Origin of the sequence: Streptomyces sp. NPDC087428, from assembly GCF_044744085.1 — a bacterium.
GTDB lineage: Bacteria > Actinomycetota > Actinomycetes > Streptomycetales > Streptomycetaceae > Streptomyces.
Genome location: NZ_JBIUXR010000010.1, coordinates 92236 through 109710, shown reverse-complemented (window position 1 = coordinate 109710; position 17475 = coordinate 92236). Strand labels below are relative to the sequence as shown.

Genomic DNA, 17475 nt, shown 5'->3' with positions numbered 1-17475 from the left:
TCCCGCCGCACCACAGAACCAGGACCCCTGTTCCGTATGAGCACCTCCCCGCCGCGCTTCGGCGCCAACTACACGCCCAGCCAGGGCTGGTTCCACCACTGGCTGGACTTCGACCTCGACGCCGTGCGCGCCGACCTGGACTCGATCGCCGGTCTCGGCCTCGACCACATCCGGGTCTTCCCGCTCTGGCCGCTCTTCCAGCCCAACCGCACCCTGATCCGCCCGCGCGCCGTCGAGCAGCTCGTCCAGCTCGCCGACGCCGCCGCCGAACGCGGGCTCGACGTCAGCGTGGACGGGCTCCAGGGCCATCTGTCGAGCTTCGACTTCCTGCCCGCCTGGACCCGGACCTGGCACCGGCGCAACATCTTCACCGACCCCGACGTGGTCTCCGGCCAGGCCGAGTACCTGCGGACGCTGGCCGCCGCCCTCGCCGACCGGCCCCACTTCATCGGGATGACGCTCGGCAACGAGATCAACCAGTTCTCGGGGGAGCCGCACCCCGACCCGGACCGCATCACCCCCGAACAGGCGGGCGGCTGGCTGACCCGGATGCTCGACGCCTGCGAGGAGGGGGCGCCGGGGAAGCTCCATCTGCACGCTGAGTACGACGCCTCCTGGTACCAGGACGACCACGCCTTCACCCCCGCGCACGCGGCCCGGATCGGAGCCGTCACCGCCGTGCACTCCTGGGTCTTCAACGGCACCGCCCAGCGGCACGGCCGCACCGGCACCGCCACCGAGCACCACGCCGCCTACCTGATCGAGCTCTCCAAGGCCTGGGCCCTCGACCCGCACCGGCCGGTCTGGCTCCAGGAGGTCGGCGCCCCCGCCCCGCTGATCCCGGCCGAGCACGCCGCCGGGTTCACCGCGGCGACCGTCGAGAACGCGCTGGACTGCGAGGACGTCTGGGGCGTCACCTGGTGGTGCTCCCACGACGTGTCCCGCTCGCTCGCCGACTTCCCCGAACTCGAATACGGGCTCGGCCTGTTGACCAACGACCGGCAGGTCAAGCCGGCCGGCCGGGCCATCGCCCGGATCATCGAGGAGCAGCGCGGCAGGACGCACCGGCCCGCGCCCCGGACCACGGCCCTCGTCGTCGACACCGGGGACGACACGACCGCGCCCCGCCGCTCCACCTGCGCCCCCGGCGGCGAGGTCTTCGAGGCCTTCGCCCGGCTGACCGCGGACGGGGCCCGCCCCACGACCGTCCTCGCGAGCCTGGCCGGCGACGCGGAGCACCTGGCCGCCCGCGGCATCACCGAGGTCGTCGCACCGGACCAGGTCCGGTGACCCCACGCACTCCGTGACCACCACCCCGTACCGCGCCGGAATCGCACCTCGCACGATACGGAGCACACCATGAACGAGCCCGGCGCCGCCTCCGTCGCGCACCGCTGGTAACCCTCACCCGCACCCCACCCCTATCGGAGTCACCCTCATGCACGACGACCGCAGCCTGGTCGAAGCCCGTCTGAAGCGCGTTCTCGACGAGCGCATCCGGCCGGCCGTATACCCGCAATCCGTACCGCTGGACGTAGCCGTCTGGAACGCGCCGGGCGAGCCCGTCCCGGTCGCCGAGGGCCTCGCGGGTGCCACCGAACCGATCGCGGTCGGCGACCGGTGGGGCGCCCCGTGGGGCACCTGCTGGTTCCGGGTCTCCGGGACGGTCCCCGAGGCCTGGGCGGGCCGGACCGTCGAGGCGCTGCTCGACCTCGGCTTCGACGAGAACATGCCGGGCTTCCAGTGCGAGGGCCTCGTCTACCGCCCCGACGGCACCCCGGTGAAGGGCCTCAACCCCCGCAACCAGTGGGTGCGCGTCGGCGCCCCCGCCACCGGTGGCGAAGAGGTGCTGCTGCATGTCGAGGCCGCGTCCAACCCGGTCATCCTCGACTACCACCCCTTCCTGCCGACCCAGCTGGGTGACAAGGAGACCGCGGGCGGCGAACCGCAGTACACCCTCGCCCGGATGGACCTCGCGCTCTTCGACGAGAACGTGTGGAACCTCGTCCAGGACCTGGAGGTGCTGGGCGAGCTGATGCAGGAGCTGCCGGTCGACGGCGCCCGCCGCTGGGACATCCTGCGCGCCGTCGGCCGCTCGCTCGACGCGGTCGACCTCCAGGACGTCAACGGCACCGCGGCCGCCGCCCGCGAGCAGCTCGCCGCCGTCCTCGCGACGCCCGCACAGCCCTCCGCGCACCGCATCAGCGCCGTCGGCCACGCCCACATCGACTCCGCCTGGCTGTGGCCGCTGCGCGAGACGGTCCGCAAGGTCGCCCGTACGACGTCGAACATGACGGCCCTGCTGGAGGACGAGCCCGACTTCGTCTTCGCGATGTCGCAGGCCCAGCAGTTCGCCTGGATCAAGGAGCACCGCCCCGAGGTCTACGCGAAGGTCAAGCAGGCCGTGGCGGACGGGCGGTTCGTGCCGTCCGGCGGCATGTGGGTCGAGTCCGACACGAACATGCCCGGCTCGGAGGCGATGGCCCGCCAGTTCGTGCACGGCAAGCGGTTCTTCCTCGACGAGTTCGGCATCGAGAACGACGAGGCGTGGCTCCCCGACACGTTCGGCTTCGCGGCCGGACTGCCGCAGATCATCAAGGCCGCCGGCTCCAAGTGGCTCCTCACCCAGAAGATCTCGTGGAGCCAGACCAACAAGTTCCCGCACCACACCTTCCAGTGGGAGGGCATCGACGGCACCCGGATCTTCACGCACTTCCCGCCCGTCGACACCTACAACTGCTCCATGAAGGGCAGCGAGATCGCCCACGCGGCGAAGAACTTCAAGGACAAGGGAGTCGCTCAGCACTCCCTCGCGCCGACCGGCTGGGGCGACGGGGGCGGTGGCACCACCCGCGAGATGATCGCCAAGGCGGCCAGGATGCGCAGCCTCGAAGGGTCCGCGACGGTCACCTGGGAGACGCCCACCGACTTCTTCACCAAGGCGGAGGCGGAGTACCCGAACGCACCGGTGTGGGTCGGCGAGCTCTACCTGGAGCTGCACCGCGCCACCCTGACCAGCCAGGCGAAGACGAAGCAGGGCAACCGCCGCAGCGAGCACCTGCTGCGCGAGGCCGAGCTGTGGGCCGCCACCGCCGCCGTGCGGACCGGCTCCGCCTACCCGTACGAGCAGCTGGACCGGATCTGGAAGACGGTGCTGCTGCACCAGTTCCACGACATCCTGCCCGGCTCGTCGATCGCCTGGGTGCACCGCGAGGCGGAGAGGACGTACGCGGCCGTCGCCGAGGAGCTGAACGGCATCGTCGACACCGCGCAGCGCGCCCTGGCCGGTGACTCCGCGGCGGGCCGGACGCTGCTCTTCAACTCCGCCCCGCACGCCCGCGGCGGCGTCCCGGCCGGTGCGTCGGCCGCCGTCACGGCCGCCGACGGCGGCACGCTAGCACCGCGCGAGGGCGGCGGGTTCGTCCTGGACAACGGCCTGCTGCGGGTGGAGATCGACGCCCGCGGACTGGTCGTCTCCGCGTACGACATCGGCGCCGGGCGCGAGACGGTGGCCCCGGGCCAGGCCGCGAACCTGCTCCAGATCCACCCGGACTTCCCGAACATGTGGGACGCGTGGGACGTCGACGCGTTCTACCGCAACACCGTCACCGACCTGACGGACCTCGACGAGCTCACCCCCGTCGAGGACGGCGGCGCCGTCTCCGTACGGATCGTCCGCGGCTTCGGCGACTCCTTGGTCACCCAGCTGCTGACCCTCGCGCCGGGCGTCAAGCGGCTCGACATCGACACCGAGGTCGACTGGCACGAGACGGAGAAGTTCCTCAAGGCGGCGTTCCCGCTGGACATCCACGCCGAGCGGTACGCCTCCGAGACGCAGTTCGGGCACTTCTACCGGGCCACCCACACCAACACGAGCTGGGAGGCCGCCAAGTTCGAGGCCTGCAACCACCGTTTCGTCCACCTGGAGGAGCCCGGCTGGGGCGTGGCGCTGGTCAACGACTCGACGTACGGGCACGACGTGACCCGCACGGTCCGCGACAGCGACGCGGGCACGACCACCACCGTGCGGGTCTCGCTGCTGCGCGCACCGCGCTTCCCCGACCCGGAGACGGACCAGGGCGTGCACCGCTTCCGGCACGCGCTCGCGCCGGGCGCCGCGATCGGCGACGCGGTCCGCGAGGGCTTCCGCATCAACCTGCCGGAGCGCCGGGTGACCGGTGACCGCGAGGTGGCTCCGCTGGTGGCCGTCGACAACGACGCGGTCGTGGTCAGCGCGGTCAAGCTGGCGGACGACGCGAGCGGCGATCTGGTCGTGCGGCTCTACGAGTCGACGGGCGGGCGTGCCAGGGTGCGGCTCGCGGCCGGCTTCGAGGCCGGCGGCGTCGTGGCGACCGATCTGCTGGAGCGGCCGCTGGCCGACGCGGTGGTTCCCGAGCTCGCCGACGGCGGCGTCCGGCTGTCGCTGCGGCCGTTCGAGCTGATCACGCTGAGGTTCGCCCGCGCCTGAGCCCGGCCCGGTGCGCCTGCGGACCTGTCCGCCGGCGCACCGGGCGGTGCGGCACTGCCCCGTGCGGTGGCGAATATCTACAGCGACAAGCACAGAATTTTACGCAATGCGCGATGAGGGTTTATGGCACGCCGGGCGGAGTGTAATTACTTGCCGCGCCCGGCCGCATTCATTGTGCTACTGTAGATCTCAGTTGCAGTTGTGGTTCCCAAAGACTCCAAGTGCTCTCCTCAGCTAAATGGGCTGAGTGGGTGCACTTTTGTATTTCCGGTTCATTATCCGGATGGGGTAATCATCGCGGCGACGTGGGACTGGCACAGTGCGAGTCCCCGGGCTCTGCCCCAGAAGGAGATAAAACATGGCTACTGGCACCGTCAAGTGGTTCAACGCGGAAAAGGGCTTCGGCTTCATCGAGCAGGATGGTGGCGGCGCTGACGTCTTCGCCCACTACTCGAACATCGCCGCCAGCGGCTTCCGTGAGCTGCAGGAGGGCCAGAAGGTGAACTTCGACGTCACGCAGGGCCAGAAGGGCCCGCAGGCGGAGAACATCACCCCCGCGTAACCTGATTGCTTCGGCGCTCACGCGCTGAGAAGCTTTCGCGCAGCTGGGGCCCGCACCTTGGGGTGCGGGCCCCAGCTCGTTGCTTTTACGGGCCCACCCCCGAGCGATGCCGTGCCGGTGCACCACCGCCACGAGCTGCCGGGCAGGCGCCCAGAACCAAGATCTTCACCGTGCGGCGGACGATCCGCCATGGCTCCCGGACCGGAACACCGGCCCGCCGGAGCCCCGTGACGTGACCTGTAGGACCGCCCCGCGGGCCCGCTCGTCCCGTCATTGCGAAGCACCGGACCCGGTTCGGCCGGGCCCCGTATCGGCTCAAGACCGGCTGCCGGGCTTCGTTCACGTATGCCAACGGCCCGTTCTTGCGATTCTTGTGCCGCTCGTCGCGCAATGAATTCCTCGATACGCGCCATATCGAGGAAGGGTTCTGTATGAACCGCGACCGCACAGCCCGCTCAAATGACCGTTATTCCCGCACCACCTCCGGCGGCTCCCGTTCGGGCGGCGGCGGCTTCCGCTCGCAGGCCCCGAGCCGCCAGGGCGGCCAGGGCCGCTTCGGCGCCCCGGCCCAGCGCTCCGGTGGCGGCGGTGGCTACGGCCGCCGGCCCGCCGCGAAGCAGGGCGAGTTCGCGCTGCCGAAGACCATCACCCCGGGCCTGCCCGCCGTGGAGGCCTTCGCCGATCTGGACATGCCCTCGCCGCTGCTGTCGGCGCTCGCCAACGAGGGCGTCACGGTCCCGTTCCCGATCCAGGCGGCCACGCTGCCGAACTCGCTGGCCGGCCGTGACGTACTGGGCCGCGGCCGCACCGGCTCGGGCAAGACGCTCGCCTTCGGCCTGGCCCTGCTGGCCCGTATCGAGGGACGGCGCGCCGACGCCCGCCGCCCGCTGGCCCTGGTGCTCGTCCCCACCCGGGAACTGGCCCAGCAGGTCACCGACGCGCTCACCCCGTACGCCCGCTCGCTCAAGCTGCGGATGGCCACGGTCGTCGGCGGCATGTCGATCGGCCGGCAGTCGGCCGCGCTGCGCGGCGGCTCCGAGGTCGTCGTCGCCACTCCGGGCCGGCTGAAGGACCTGATCGAGCGGGGCGACTGCTCCCTGGACCGGGTCTCCATCACCGTCCTGGACGAGGCCGACCAGATGGCCGACATGGGCTTCATGCCGCAGGTCACCGAGCTGCTCGACCAGGTGCAGCCGGAGGGCCAGCGGATGCTGTTCTCGGCCACCCTGGACCGCAACGTCGACCTGCTGGTGCGCCGCTACCTGCACGACCCGGTCGTCCACTCGGTCGACCCGGCCGCCGGTGCGGTGACGACGATGGAGCACCACGTGCTCTACGTCCACGGCGCCGACAAGTACGCCACCACGACGGAGATCGCCGCCCGCGACGGCCGCGTGATCATGTTCCTGGACACCAAGCACGCCGTGGACAAGCTCACCGACCACCTGCTCAACAGCGGGGTCCGGGCGGCGGCGCTGCACGGCGGGAAGTCGCAGCCGCAGCGCACCCGCACCCTGACCCGGTTCAAGACCGGGCACGTCACGGTGCTGGTCGCCACCAACGTCGCGGCCCGCGGCATCCACGTCGACAACCTCGACCTGGTCGTCAACGTCGACCCGCCGAGCGACCACAAGGACTACCTGCACCGCGGCGGCCGCACCGCCCGTGCCGGGGAGTCCGGCAGTGTCGTCACGCTGGTGCTGCCCAACCAGCGCCGCGAGATGACGCGCCTGATGGCCGACGCCGGGATCACCCCGCAGATCGCCCAGGTCCGCTCCGGCGAGGCCGAGCTGAGCCGGATCACCGGTGCGCAGGCGCCCTCGGGCGTGCCCGTCGTCATCACCTCGCCGGTGTCGGAGCGGCCCAAGGGCGGCTCCTCGTCCCGCGGCCGCCGCAGCCGCCCGGCCCAGGCCCGGCGCACCTCGTCGTCCTCGGCGTCGTCTTCCTCGTCGTCGTCCCAGCCGCGGGGTGGCGGTGCGCAGCGCCGGTCCTCCGGCAACCGTGCCGCCTGACCGTTGCCCGCGTTCCCGTCCGGTTCCGCTCCCCGACCCCGTTGAGGCACTATGCGCTGCGTCATCGCCCGCTTCCCTTTCGACCTTTTCAAGCACGAGGTCGAGGCATCGATGAAGGGCATCAAGCCCGAACCCGTCACCGGGGAATCGGTGATCATCAGCCGTCGTGTCTATCCGGTCAAGCAGGTGGGTGAAGTGATCACCCGGCAGGACCGTCGTGACTTCACGGCCGGTGAGGTGACCAGGGCGCTGGGGCGTCTCGGCTTCACCTGCCGGTCCGTACCGGCGCCGTCCGCTCCGGTGGAGCTCAGCCCCATGGAGGCCGCTTCGGCGGCGCTGGGGAGTCCCGGACAGGACGCCTGAGTCACCGCACCACATGCCGGGGCCCGGCTTCCCCTCGGGGGAGCCGGGCCCCGGCGCGTCGTATGTCCCGGGGCGGTCAGCTCCAGAGCGCCTCGGCGAGCGTGACGCCGACGAACACCGCGCCCAGCCCCGCCACCACGCTCGCGACCACGTTGGCCGCCGCGTAGAACCGTGCGCCGTCCTCGGCCAGCCGCAGCGTCTCGTAGCTGAAGGTCGAGTACGTGGTCAGCGTCCCGCAGAGCCCGGTGCCGAGCAGCAGCTGTACGTGGGAGGAGGCGGCGCCGGCCGTCACCGCGCCGGTCAGCAGCCCCAGCACCAGGCAGCCCGTGACGTTCACCGTGAACGTTCCCCAGGGGAAGACGGTGTCGTGCCGGGACTGCACCGCCCGGTCGGTCAGGTACCGCAGCGGGGCGCCGACCGCCGCGCCGACGATCACCAGCAGCCAGTTCACCGGGGCTCCTCCGGCTCTCCCCGCCGCACCAGCTCGCAGGCGTCCAGGACGACCGGGCTGTCGCCGGTCAGCTCCTCGATCAGCGGCAGGAACGCGCGCACCTTCTCCTCGGTGTCCACGATCACCACCGCCACCGGCAGGTCCTCGCTCAGCGAGAGCAGCCGCTGGGTGTGGATCATCGACGAGGCGCCGAAGCCCTCGATCCCGCGGAACACGCTGGCGCCCGCCAGACCCGCCGCGTGCGCCCGGTGCACGATCTCGGTGTAGACGGGCCGGTGGTGCCAGCCGTCGGTCTCCCCGACCAGGACGGTCAGCCGCAGGGCGCGCTCGGTCCTCGATGTCGTCATGACTGCCTCCACGCCAGCGCGCGGCGTGTCAGCCACACCGCGCTCCACACCGCCGCGAGGGCCGCGAGCAGTGTCAGTCCCAGATACGCCAGGCCGCTGCGGGCCCGGTCCGCGCCGACGAGGCGCTCGATGTCCACGGCGTAGGTGGAGAAGGTGGTGAACCCGCCCAGCACCCCGGTGCCGAAGAACGGCCGCACCAGCCGGTGGGCCGCCCACACCTCGCTGATCACCACCATGAACACGCCGATCACGGCGCAGCCGATGACGTTCACCACGAGGGTCGTCCAGGGGAACCCGTCATGCGCCGTGGGCCACAGCAGCGACGCACCGTAGCGTGCGGACGCACCGGCCGCGCCGCCGAGCGCGATCACCGCGACGACCGGGACCTGGGGGTTCAGGGGCTTCGTGGGCACACGTCTCCTACCTGCCGGGGCGCCCGCCGGACGCGGGCGCGCTCGTCGCCAAGTAGGGACCGTTGGCGGCGCGCTCGCGGCCGCGGTTCGGGTACGGCGGGCCCCACCGCCGCGCGGGGGCCGTCACCGGCCCCGCTTCCTCCAGATTATCGCGTGCTCCCCGCGGGGGCGTGCCGGGCCCGACGCGGCTCCCGGGGCCCGGGGAGGGCCGGTGTTAGGCTCGCGCGGCCGTCCGCGCGGATCGCGGTGTCACGAGGACCGACAGGAGGCAAGGGCCGTGGAGAAGACGCCTCCGATGATCGTGGTGGTCGTACCCACCTATGACGAGCGGACGAACCTGCCGGTCCTCGTCGGCCTGCTGACGGACCTGGGCCTGCCCGGTCTGCGCGTTCTCGTGGTGGACGACAACTCCCCGGACGGCACGGGTGAGGTGGCCGACCGGCTCGCCGAGGAGACCGGGGGCGTCGTGGGGGTGCTGCACCGGACGGCGAAGGACGGGATCGGCCGGGCCTATGTGGCGGGGATGACGCGGGCGCTCGCCGAGGGCGCGGACGTGGTGGTCCAGATGGACGCGGACCTCTCCCATCCGGTGTCCAGGGTGCCGGTCATGGTCGACACGCTGTTCGCGCGGGACGCCGCGGTGGTGATCGGCTCGCGCTACGTGGAGGGCGGCTCGCTCGCGACGGAGTGGCCCCGGCACCGCAAGGCGCTGTCCGCGTGGGCCAATTTCTACGTGAACGCGATTCTGCGGCTGGGGGTGAAGGACGCCACCGCCGGGTTCAAGGCGTGGCGGGCCTCGGCGCTGAACGCGATCGACGTCCCCTCGGTGCACAGCAACGGGTACTCGTTCCAGGTGGAGATGAACCACCGCGCGGTCCGGCGCGGGCTGCGGATCGTCGAGGTCCCGATCCGGTTCGAGGAGCGGGTCAGCGGTGAGTCGAAGCTCGGTCTGCGGGTGCAGATCGAGTCCGCGATCGCCCCGTGGAAGCTGCTCCTGGGCCGGTACAGGGGCTGACTCCCGGCCGTTCACCCGATCGGCCACCGCATCTGCGGGCCCGGCGGCGAGGCCGCAGGGTGGTCCCATGTGGCCCCGTCGAGTCGTGCTGGGCGCCGCGGTCCTCCCGCTCGCCCTGCTGGTGCCGCGGGACTCCCCGGTGCGGCTCGCGCTGCCCGTCCCGGCCGCCGCACACGAGCGGCCGCGCCCGGTGCCGCGCGGGGCGGCGCAGCCGGCGATCGTCAGCCGGGCGGTCTGGCGGGCGGACGAGCGCCTGGTCAGGGAGCCGGCGGTCTACACGGGCCCGGTGCGGGCGGTCTTCATCCACCACACCGGCGAGTCCAACGACTACGACTGCGCGGACGTGCCCCGGATGCTGCGCGCGGTGGAGGAGTCCCACATCGAGGGCAACGGCTGGGACGACATCGGCTACAACTTCCTCGTCGACCGGTGCGGGACGATCTACGAGGGCCGGGCGGGCGGCATCCGGCGTTCGGTCCGCGGCGCGCACACCACGGGCTTCAACGCCGACAGCGTGGGCATAGCGGTGCTCGGCAACTACGGGAGCGGGGCCACGGTGCCGGCGGTCCTGGTGCGGGCGCTCGCGAGGGTGGCCGCGTGGAAGCTGATGCCGGGCGCCGATCCGCGCGGCACGGTGCGGCTGGTCTCGACGAACGACGCGAGCAGGTTCCCCAAGGGCGCGGCCGCCGTGCTGCACGTCATTTCGGGTCACCGCGACGCGTACCAGACCAACTGTCCGGGCGAGGCGCTGTACGCCGAACTGCCCGCGATCCGGGCCGCGACGGCGGCTCTGCGCAAGGGGCGGTGAACGGCGGGGGCCGCTCCCGTCGGACGAGGCGAGGGGATCGGCCGGCGGCTGTTCACCGGTGAGGCCGGGGTGAAGGCCCACCTGCTGCGGATCTCCGCCGAGCTCGACGTCAGCGACCGCACGCGTGCGGTGGTCGTCGCGATGAACTGCGGTCTGCCGCAACGGCGTCAGGCCGTTCCCGTGGAGTCGCGCCGGGTTCTCCGACGACCAGGCACTTGTCGATTATCGATATGCTGCCCTAAGGTGAGCATATCGATAATCGATGGAAAGAGATGCGATGAACACGCGGCTCATGAGCGCCCTGTCCACGGTGACCTTCGGTCTGGCCGTCCTGAGCGGACTCGCCTTTCTCGGTACGGGCGTCACGCGCATGCTCGACGACGGGGCGGTCTGCGTGGAGACGGGCTTCTGGGCCAATGCCCGGCTGGCGTCGGACGGGCTGCCGGTCGCGAAGGGTGTGGAGGCGTCGGGCAGCCTCACGCGGCTCTGCCAGGACAGCCCCTCCGTGGGCCAGCGCGTGGCCGACCTGGGCGGCGAACTGCCCTGGCTGCTGTTCGGCGCTCTCGCGCTGCTGCTGTTCTCCCGGCTGCTGACGTCCGTGCTGCGGCAGGGCCCGTTCACCGAGGCGGTGGCCCGACGGCTCACCGCCCTGGGCTGGTTCGTCACCGTGGGCACGCCGCTGGCCGGGCTCGTCGTCGGGTGGTCGCGGTCCTGGCTCGTCGGGAGCATGGCGCCGGTCGTGGGTTCCGGGCCGACGGTCTCCGGACCGATGGTGCTCGTGCTCGCCGGCCTCGCGGGTGTGATCCTGGGGAAGATCATGCGCGAGGGCGTGCGCATGCGAGAGGACCTCGAAGGGACCATCTGATGCCCGAGGACGAACTCCACTCGATCCGCATCCACCTCGACCGGCTCCTGGCCGAGCGCGGTATGACGCTCACCGAACTGTCCGCGCAGGTGGGCATCACCGTCGTCAACCTGTCGGTGCTCAAGAACGGGCGGGCCAAGGCCGTCCGCTTCTCGACGCTGTCGAGGATCTGCGACGTCCTGGGCTGCCAGCCGGGCGACCTGATCACCCACGAGCCCGCCGGGCCCGCCGGACCCCCGGAGCCCGCCTGAGGGCCGGCCCGGCTCAGCAGCCGGTGCCGTCGCGCGACAGCCCGTACGCCGAGTCCAGCCGGTAGGTGCCGCCCCTCGGCACGGTGAGCCTGGTCCAGTCGCCGTCCTGCCGCAGGCAGCCACCGCCGCCGCGCCCGCCGACCGCGCGTGCGCGCAGCCACGGCGAGTACGCGAGGCGAACGGTCACCGAGCCCGCCTCCGGCACCCGGACCACCAGATCGGCCTCGCCGCCGCTCACGACCTCGGCCGGCGCCGGCACCAGGGGCACCGCGTCACGCACCCGGTAGACGGTCCAGCCGTCGTCCCGCCACACCTTCCGCAGCCAGGGCAGCCCGCCGCGCACCAGGGCCGCCTCCGCCTCGGCGGGGCCGTCGGGCTTCCCGTGGTGCAGCACGACGTACCCCACGGCCCAACGGTCCAGCCAGGCACGGTAGGTGGCCGGGGACAGCGTCCCGTCGTAGAACAGCCGCCCCCGTTCCACGTCGAGTTGACGGTTCCAGCCGCGTGCCATGTTCACGTGGCGGGCCAGGACGGTCGCCTCCCGGTGGTTGCGGGCGGGGACGACCTCCACCCGGGTGAGATCGGCGTTCAGGCGGCGCAGTTCGCCGACGACGCCGTCCGTGCGGGCGGCCCAGGACGGCTTGTGGTCGGAGACCCGCAGATCGTCCAGGGTCTTGTCGGCCAGCCAGTTGGCGGACAGCCCGAGGGCCACGGCGATCACGGCGAGGCGCGTCCAGTGCTTCTCCCGGAGGAGCGCCAGGAGCGCCGCGAGCAGCACGGGGACGGCGACGAGGCCGAGGAGCCGCTCGACGTTCGTGCCGATGGGGGAGGCGACGAGGAAGACGAGGACGACGCCGACGGCGTACACCACGGCGCCGTACCGCGGTACGCGCCATGTGCGCCCCGGCGGCGCCGCTACGGCCAGCGCGGCGCAGACGATGAGCGGCATCCACAGCCGGCCGCTGTGCATGGGCTGCTCGCCACCGCCGGGGAAGAGCAGCGCGACGGTTCCCACGACGACGAAGAACGGGACGGTCAGGACGACACCCTTCCGCCACTGCCGGTCGAGCAGGTACGCCGCCCCCGCCACCACGAGGAACAGCCCCGCGACCGGACTGGCCATCGCCGCCAGCGCCCCGGCCACGACGGCGACCGCGGCGCGGTGGGCGTACAGGCATGCGACGAGCCCGATCGCGACGCCGAGCGCGAACGTCGTGCGCCCCGACGCGACGTTGCACCACAGGGCGAGCGAGGCGAGTACCGCGGGGGCGAGCGGCAGGCGCATCCCGGTGCGTACGAACAGCAGGGCGATGAGCCACGAGCCGGCGATCCCGGCGGCCACGGAGACCGTCCGGACACCGAGGAAGGCCATCAGGTAGGAGGAGAAGACGCTGTAGCCGGCGGTGTGGATCCCGCCGTACCAGGAGAGGTTGTACGCCGAACCCGGGTGGCGTGCGGTGAATCCCGACCAGGCGAGCTGCGCGGCCAGGTCGCCGCCGCCGGTGGCCAGGACCAGCGCCCACACGACGTACAACGGGACGACCACGGCGACGGCGACGAGCGGCACGCGTTGCCGCCGCCACCAGGGCGGGGCGGCCGGTTCTTCTTCTTCCCGGCCGCCCCCCAGCCGATCGCCGACGTCACCCGTACCCGCTCGCACTTCCCCGCTGACACCCACCCGGCAACCCTAGGGCCTCCGGTTCGGATCAGGCCGGACAAGGGCCGGACCGGGGCCGGGCGGGCGTCGGGTCAGCGCAGGGTCTTCAGCATCTCCGCGCCGAACGGCGTGATGTCACCGGTGCGCCCGTCGATGGTCTTCGCGGCCCACTCGGGGTCGGCGATCAGCGCACGGCCGACGGCGACCATGTCGAACTCGTCGCGCTCCATCCGGTCCAGCAGCCGGTCGATGCCGGTGACCTCGGAGCTGTTGCCCTGGAAGGCGCTGAAGAAGTCACCGTCCAGGCCGACAGAGCCGACGGTGACCGTGGGCCTGCCGCTGATCTTCCGCACCCAGCCGGCGAGGTTCAGCTCGGACCCCTCGAACTCGGGCAGCCAGTAGCGGCGGGTGGACGCGTGGAAGACGTCGACACCGGCCTCGGCCAGCGGCGTGAGCAGGGTGGCCAGCTCCTCCGGCGTCTGCGCGAGCTTCGCCTCGTAGGCGTCCATCTTCCACTGGGACATCCGGAAGAAGAGGGGGAAGGCGTCCGACACGGCCGCGCGGCAGGCCGCCACGATCTCCGCCGCGAACCGGGTCCGCGCGACGATGTCGCCGCCGTACGCGTCGGTGCGGCGGTTGCTGCCGGACCACAGGAACTGGTCGATCAAGTAGCCGTGCGCACCGTGCAGTTCGACACCGTCGAAGCCGAGGCGCTCGGCGGCGGCCGCGGCGTCGGCGAAGGCGGCGATGACGTCGTCGAGGTCCTGCCGCGTCATGGCGCGGCCCTTGGGCTCACCCGTCAGGGACACGCCGGAGGGCCCGACCGGCTCCGCGTCCACCACCGGCGGCGCCCCCTCGGTGCGCGTGACGCCCACGTGCCAGAGCTGCGGAATGATCGCGCCGCCCGCCCGGTGCACGGAGTCCGCGACGTCCGCCCAGCCGGCGAGCGCGTCCTCGCCGTGGAACCGGGGGACCCGGTCGCTGGTGCCCGCGGACGCGTGATTGACGTAGGTGCCCTCGGTGATGATCAGCCCGACACCGCCGGCGGCCCGCCGCTCGTAGTAGTCCGCCACGTCCTGGCCCGGGACGCCGCCCGGGGAGAACTGCCGGGTCATCGGGGCCATGGCGATGCGGTTGCGCGAGGTGAGCCCGCGCACCGAGAAGGGGCGCGCGAGGGTGTCCGTTGCACGGCCGGCGGTCACGTCTGTCACTTCATGTCCTCTACGTAGGCTCGGGGCGTCCACCGGTCGCCAACACCGGTGCGCGGCCGTGGCATCCCCGTTCCGGGCCCGATGTGGTCAAGGTCTCCTGAGCGGACCGTGTCCGGCACCCTCGCCGGTCCGGTGACCGTCGGCACGAGCGGCTGGAGCGCCTGCAAGGGCCTGTACTGACCGGCACGCGGCAGGCCTCTTCGCGCGGGGTGCCGGGTGGCAGAGTGACGGCGAACCGTGCACGCCGCGCGAAGGCCATGTTGCCTTGTGTTGCGCGGAGTTGACGCACAGTCAACACTGTGGCGAGGTCATGACAGCCCCCCTGGATCGCTTGCCCGGTCCGAATCCTCCGCGCCATCGTCGATTGCGGCGTCCGGACCCCGTGCGCCGCACCCGATGGGCGCGCGGACCCCCTCGCGCGCCACCGTTCGAGGAGGACCTCCCGATGGCAGCACTGCGCAACGTCAAGCGGCGGATCGCCGCTCTGATCGCCACCACGACCACCGCGGCCCTGGCAGCCGCGGTCGGTGCGGCCTTACCCGCCCAGGCGGCCGCGCCGGAGGGCAGGATTCTGCACGCCGGAGCAGCGGAAGCGGTACCGGGAAGCTACATCGTCACGCTGAAGCGGTCGGCCGGGTTCAAGGCGTCCGGATCCGACGGCAAGAAGCTCATAGCCGGCTACGGCGGCCGGATCGAGCGCACCTACTCGTCCGCGCTGAACGGCTACGCCGCGGCTCTCAGCGGCACCGAGGCCAAGCGGCTCGCCGCCGACCCGGCCGTCGCCTCGGTCGAGCAGGACCAGAAGGTCCACGCGACCGCCACCCAGGGCAACGCACCCTGGGGCCTCGACCGGATCGACCAGGCGAACCTGCCGCTGAGCGGCACGTACACCTACCCGGACCCGGCGGGCGGCGGCACCACCGTCTACGTCCTGGACACCGGGGTGCGCATCACCCACCAGGAGATCAGCGGCCGGGCCTCGTACGGGTACGACTTCGTCGACAACGACACCACCGCCCAGGACGGGTACGGCCACGGCACCCATGTGGCCACGACCGTCGCGGGGAGCACCTACGGGGTGGCGAAGAAGGCGAAGATCGTCGCCGTGCGGGTCCTCGGCAACGACGGCTCCGGCACCACCGCCGGGGTCATCGCCGGGGTCGACTGGATCACCGCCCACCACGTCGCCTCGTCCGTCGCGAACGTGTCGCTCGGCGGCGGCGCCAGCACCACGCTGGACAACGCGGTGAGCAAGTCGATCGCGTCCGGGGTCACGTACTCCATCGCGGCGGGCAATTCGGGGGCGCTCGCGTCCGGCTACTCCCCCGCCAGGGTCGCCACCGCGATCACCGTCGGCGCCACGACCAGGACCGACGCCCGCGCGAGCTACTCGAACTACGGCTCCGCCGTGGACATCTTCGCGCCGGGCTCCGGCATCACGGCGGGCTGGAACAGCTCGGACAGCGCCACGTACACCGGCGACGGCACGTCCTTCGCCGCGCCGCACGTCTCCGGTGCGGCCGCGGTCTACCTGACGAACCACCCCGGCGCCTCCCCGGCGGCCGTGGCCTCGGCACTCGTGAACGGCGCGACGTCGGGCGTCCTCACGGGCGTCGGATCCGGCTCCCCGAACAAGCTGCTCAAGCTCGTCCCGTAACGACCTGACGGCCGGGGGGCGCGGACGGGGCGTTTCCCCGCACGCGCCCCCGGCCCACGTCGTCCGTCCGGAGCCGCTCCTGGCCGAAAAGGCCAGTTCAGCGGCTTGATCCCGCAGGGCGTCCCTCCATGCGCCCCGGGGTGCGGATCACGACATGTCCGGACCGTTTGCTACGGCGGTATTTCGGTGTCATGGCGAGATCAACCGAGATCTGGTGGCACCGCGAAGGAGCGGACCAGACTGACGCCCGCACATCTGTGCTCACGGTCCGTCCCCCCAGAAAGCTCAGCGGCACATGCAGACGTCCCCCGGCCCCGGCGACCCCGAAGCGCACCGTTGGCGTGCGGATTCCCGTGCGGTTTCCCGTGCGGTTTCCCGTGCGGTTCCGCGTGCGGTGAGGAGGTGCCGCGCATGGTGCGCTATGTGACGCGCAAGGCGGCGGGCTGGCTGCTGATGATCGTCGTCGCCACCAACGCCACGTACTTCCTGGCCAGTTGGTTCCTGGACCCGCGGTCGAACTTCAAGGAGCTGCGGCCCGTCCGCAGCGAGGCCCGGATCGACCAGGCCCTCGCGCCCTACAACCTGGACCCGCGGGTACCCGTGGTGCACCGGTGGTGGGACTGGTTCACCTCGGTGGTCGTCCACTTCGACTGGGGCAGGTCCCCCACCGGCGTCTCCGTCAACGGCGAGATCGGCTACCGCTCCCTCGTCAGCGCCGAGTTGGTCGTCATCGCGACGATCCTCTCCGTGGTGATCGGCGTATCGCTGGGGGTGTACACGGCGTCACGGCAGTACGGCTGGGGCGACCGGGTGTCGCAGGCCGTCTCCATCGCGGTGTTCAACATCCCGACGTCCGTCGCCGCGCTCGCCGTGGTCTTCGTCGCCATCTGGCTCAACCAGCACGCCGGGCTGCGCTTCCTCTACGTCGCCGGGGAGAACTCACCGAACGTCGAAGGCCTGCTCCCGACCATCGGTGACCGCTTCCTGCACCTGATCCTGCCGACCCTGACCCTGACCCTGATGGGCTACGTCGGCTACCACCTGACGCAGCGCTCCCTGCTGCTCGACACGATCAACGCCGACTTCGTACGGACCGCACGGGCCACCGGGCTCACCCGGACCCGGGCGATCCGCAGACACGCCCTGCGGACCGCGCTGATCCCGACGGCGACGTCCGTCGCGTTCAGCGTCCCGGCGATCTTCACCGGGGCCATCATCACCGAGACGATCTTCGGCTGGAACGGCATGGGCCGCTACTTCATCCAGACCATCAGCAAGAACGACGTGCACGGCACGGTCGCGACGGCCGCCTTCGCCGCAGCCCTGACGGCGGTCGGCGCGATCCTCGCGGACATCGCCACGGCCCTCCTCGACCCGAGAGTGAGGGTGAGCTGA

At 71.9% G+C, this 17475-nt stretch carries 16 protein-coding genes; 11 read left to right on the top strand and 5 right to left on the bottom strand.

The window, feature by feature from the left end; all coding sequences use genetic code 11:
* The first annotated feature begins 36 nt into the window (after positions 1-36).
* From ACIO3R_RS22115 to ACIO3R_RS22095, 5 genes are all read left to right on the top strand, one after another.
* A complete protein-coding gene (locus ACIO3R_RS22115) occupies positions 37-1290 on the top strand; it encodes a glycosyl hydrolase (RefSeq protein ID WP_402108003.1) in 1254 nt (417 codons plus the stop codon).
* A 148-nt stretch (positions 1291-1438) separates the two neighbouring features.
* Positions 1439-4468 (top strand): alpha-mannosidase, encoded by a 3030-nt coding sequence (locus tag ACIO3R_RS22110; protein WP_402108001.1) that lies wholly within the window; start codon positions 1439-1441, stop codon positions 4466-4468.
* Positions 4469-4826: 358 nt separating this feature from the next.
* Complete coding sequence (locus ACIO3R_RS22105) at positions 4827-5030, top strand: cold-shock protein (RefSeq protein ID WP_015609674.1); 204 nt, start codon at positions 4827-4829, stop codon at positions 5028-5030.
* Positions 5031-5461: 431 nt separating this feature from the next.
* Complete coding sequence (locus tag ACIO3R_RS22100) at positions 5462-7042, top strand: DEAD/DEAH box helicase (RefSeq protein ID WP_385030022.1); 1581 nt, start codon at positions 5462-5464, stop codon at positions 7040-7042.
* A gap of 51 nt (positions 7043-7093) precedes the next feature.
* Complete coding sequence (locus ACIO3R_RS22095) at positions 7094-7405, top strand: SCO5918 family protein (RefSeq protein ID WP_363021168.1); 312 nt, start codon at positions 7094-7096, stop codon at positions 7403-7405.
* Positions 7406-7481: 76 nt separating this feature from the next.
* Here the strand turns inward: ACIO3R_RS22095 and crcB (ACIO3R_RS22090) are convergent, their stop codons facing one another.
* From crcB (ACIO3R_RS22090) to crcB (ACIO3R_RS22080), 3 genes are read right to left on the bottom strand one after another with little or no spacing between them, the layout of a single operon-like run.
* The gene (gene crcB, locus ACIO3R_RS22090) at positions 7482-7856 is read right to left on the bottom strand and encodes a fluoride efflux transporter CrcB (protein ID WP_402107997.1); all 375 of its coding nucleotides are present in this window, start codon (positions 7854-7856) and stop codon (positions 7482-7484) included.
* Positions 7853-8203 (bottom strand): DUF190 domain-containing protein, encoded by a 351-nt coding sequence (locus ACIO3R_RS22085; protein WP_363021170.1) that lies wholly within the window; start codon positions 8201-8203, stop codon positions 7853-7855. The genes crcB (ACIO3R_RS22090) and ACIO3R_RS22085 overlap by 4 nt, the downstream gene beginning before the upstream one ends.
* Positions 8200-8616, bottom strand: a complete 417-nt coding sequence (gene crcB, locus ACIO3R_RS22080) for a fluoride efflux transporter CrcB (RefSeq protein WP_385030031.1) — start codon at positions 8614-8616, stop codon at positions 8200-8202. The genes ACIO3R_RS22085 and crcB (ACIO3R_RS22080) overlap by 4 nt, the downstream gene beginning before the upstream one ends.
* A gap of 277 nt (positions 8617-8893) precedes the next feature.
* Here crcB (ACIO3R_RS22080) and ACIO3R_RS22075 point away from each other — a divergent pair, with 277 nt between their 5' ends.
* The 4 genes from ACIO3R_RS22075 to ACIO3R_RS22060 all read left to right on the top strand — a co-directional run bounded on the left by ACIO3R_RS22075 (position 8894) and on the right by ACIO3R_RS22060 (position 11555).
* On the top strand, positions 8894-9631 hold the full coding sequence (locus ACIO3R_RS22075) for a polyprenol monophosphomannose synthase (protein ID WP_402107994.1): 738 nt from the start codon (positions 8894-8896) through the stop codon (positions 9629-9631).
* A 67-nt stretch (positions 9632-9698) separates the two neighbouring features.
* Positions 9699-10439: a peptidoglycan recognition protein gene (locus ACIO3R_RS22070; protein WP_385345790.1), complete on the top strand. Its 741-nt coding sequence runs from the start codon at positions 9699-9701 to the stop codon at positions 10437-10439.
* A 277-nt stretch (positions 10440-10716) separates the two neighbouring features.
* Positions 10717-11304 (top strand): DUF2975 domain-containing protein, encoded by a 588-nt coding sequence (locus ACIO3R_RS22065; RefSeq protein ID WP_385345792.1) that lies wholly within the window; start codon positions 10717-10719, stop codon positions 11302-11304.
* Positions 11304-11555, top strand: coding sequence for a helix-turn-helix domain-containing protein (locus tag ACIO3R_RS22060; RefSeq protein ID WP_402107991.1), 252 nt, complete (start codon positions 11304-11306; stop codon positions 11553-11555). Before ACIO3R_RS22065 ends, ACIO3R_RS22060 begins: the two co-directional genes overlap by 1 nt.
* A gap of 13 nt (positions 11556-11568) precedes the next feature.
* Here the strand turns inward: ACIO3R_RS22060 and ACIO3R_RS22055 are convergent, their stop codons facing one another.
* Positions 11569-13122, bottom strand: coding sequence for a hypothetical protein (locus ACIO3R_RS22055; protein ID WP_402107989.1), 1554 nt, complete (start codon positions 13120-13122; stop codon positions 11569-11571).
* A gap of 182 nt (positions 13123-13304) precedes the next feature.
* The gene (locus ACIO3R_RS22050; protein WP_402107987.1) at positions 13305-14423 is read right to left on the bottom strand and encodes an NADH:flavin oxidoreductase; all 1119 of its coding nucleotides are present in this window, start codon (positions 14421-14423) and stop codon (positions 13305-13307) included.
* A 445-nt stretch (positions 14424-14868) separates the two neighbouring features.
* Between ACIO3R_RS22050 and ACIO3R_RS22045 the strand changes: the two genes are divergently transcribed.
* Both ACIO3R_RS22045 and ACIO3R_RS22040 read left to right on the top strand, forming a co-directional pair.
* The gene (locus ACIO3R_RS22045; RefSeq protein ID WP_402107984.1) at positions 14869-16080 is read left to right on the top strand and encodes a S8 family peptidase; all 1212 of its coding nucleotides are present in this window, start codon (positions 14869-14871) and stop codon (positions 16078-16080) included.
* Positions 16081-16491: 411 nt separating this feature from the next.
* Positions 16492-17475, top strand: coding sequence for an ABC transporter permease (locus ACIO3R_RS22040; protein WP_385345808.1), 984 nt, complete (start codon positions 16492-16494; stop codon positions 17473-17475).

Coding starts and splice junctions, on each gene's coding strand:
- ACIO3R_RS22115 (WP_402108003.1), top strand. CDS start 37: ATGAGCACCTCCCCGCCGCGCTTCGGCGCCAACTACACGCCCAGCCAG.
- ACIO3R_RS22110 (WP_402108001.1), top strand. CDS start 1,439: ATGCACGACGACCGCAGCCTGGTCGAAGCCCGTCTGAAGCGCGTTCTC.
- ACIO3R_RS22105 (WP_015609674.1), top strand. CDS start 4,827: ATGGCTACTGGCACCGTCAAGTGGTTCAACGCGGAAAAGGGCTTCGGC.
- ACIO3R_RS22100 (WP_385030022.1), top strand. CDS start 5,462: ATGAACCGCGACCGCACAGCCCGCTCAAATGACCGTTATTCCCGCACC.
- ACIO3R_RS22095 (WP_363021168.1), top strand. CDS start 7,094: ATGCGCTGCGTCATCGCCCGCTTCCCTTTCGACCTTTTCAAGCACGAG.
- ACIO3R_RS22085 (WP_363021170.1), bottom strand. CDS start 8,203: ATGACGACATCGAGGACCGAGCGCGCCCTGCGGCTGACCGTCCTGGTC.
- ACIO3R_RS22070 (WP_385345790.1), top strand. CDS start 9,699: ATGTGGCCCCGTCGAGTCGTGCTGGGCGCCGCGGTCCTCCCGCTCGCC.
- ACIO3R_RS22065 (WP_385345792.1), top strand. CDS start 10,717: ATGAACACGCGGCTCATGAGCGCCCTGTCCACGGTGACCTTCGGTCTG.
- ACIO3R_RS22060 (WP_402107991.1), top strand. CDS start 11,304: ATGCCCGAGGACGAACTCCACTCGATCCGCATCCACCTCGACCGGCTC.
- ACIO3R_RS22045 (WP_402107984.1), top strand. CDS start 14,869: ATGGCAGCACTGCGCAACGTCAAGCGGCGGATCGCCGCTCTGATCGCC.
- ACIO3R_RS22040 (WP_385345808.1), top strand. CDS start 16,492: ATGGTGCGCTATGTGACGCGCAAGGCGGCGGGCTGGCTGCTGATGATC.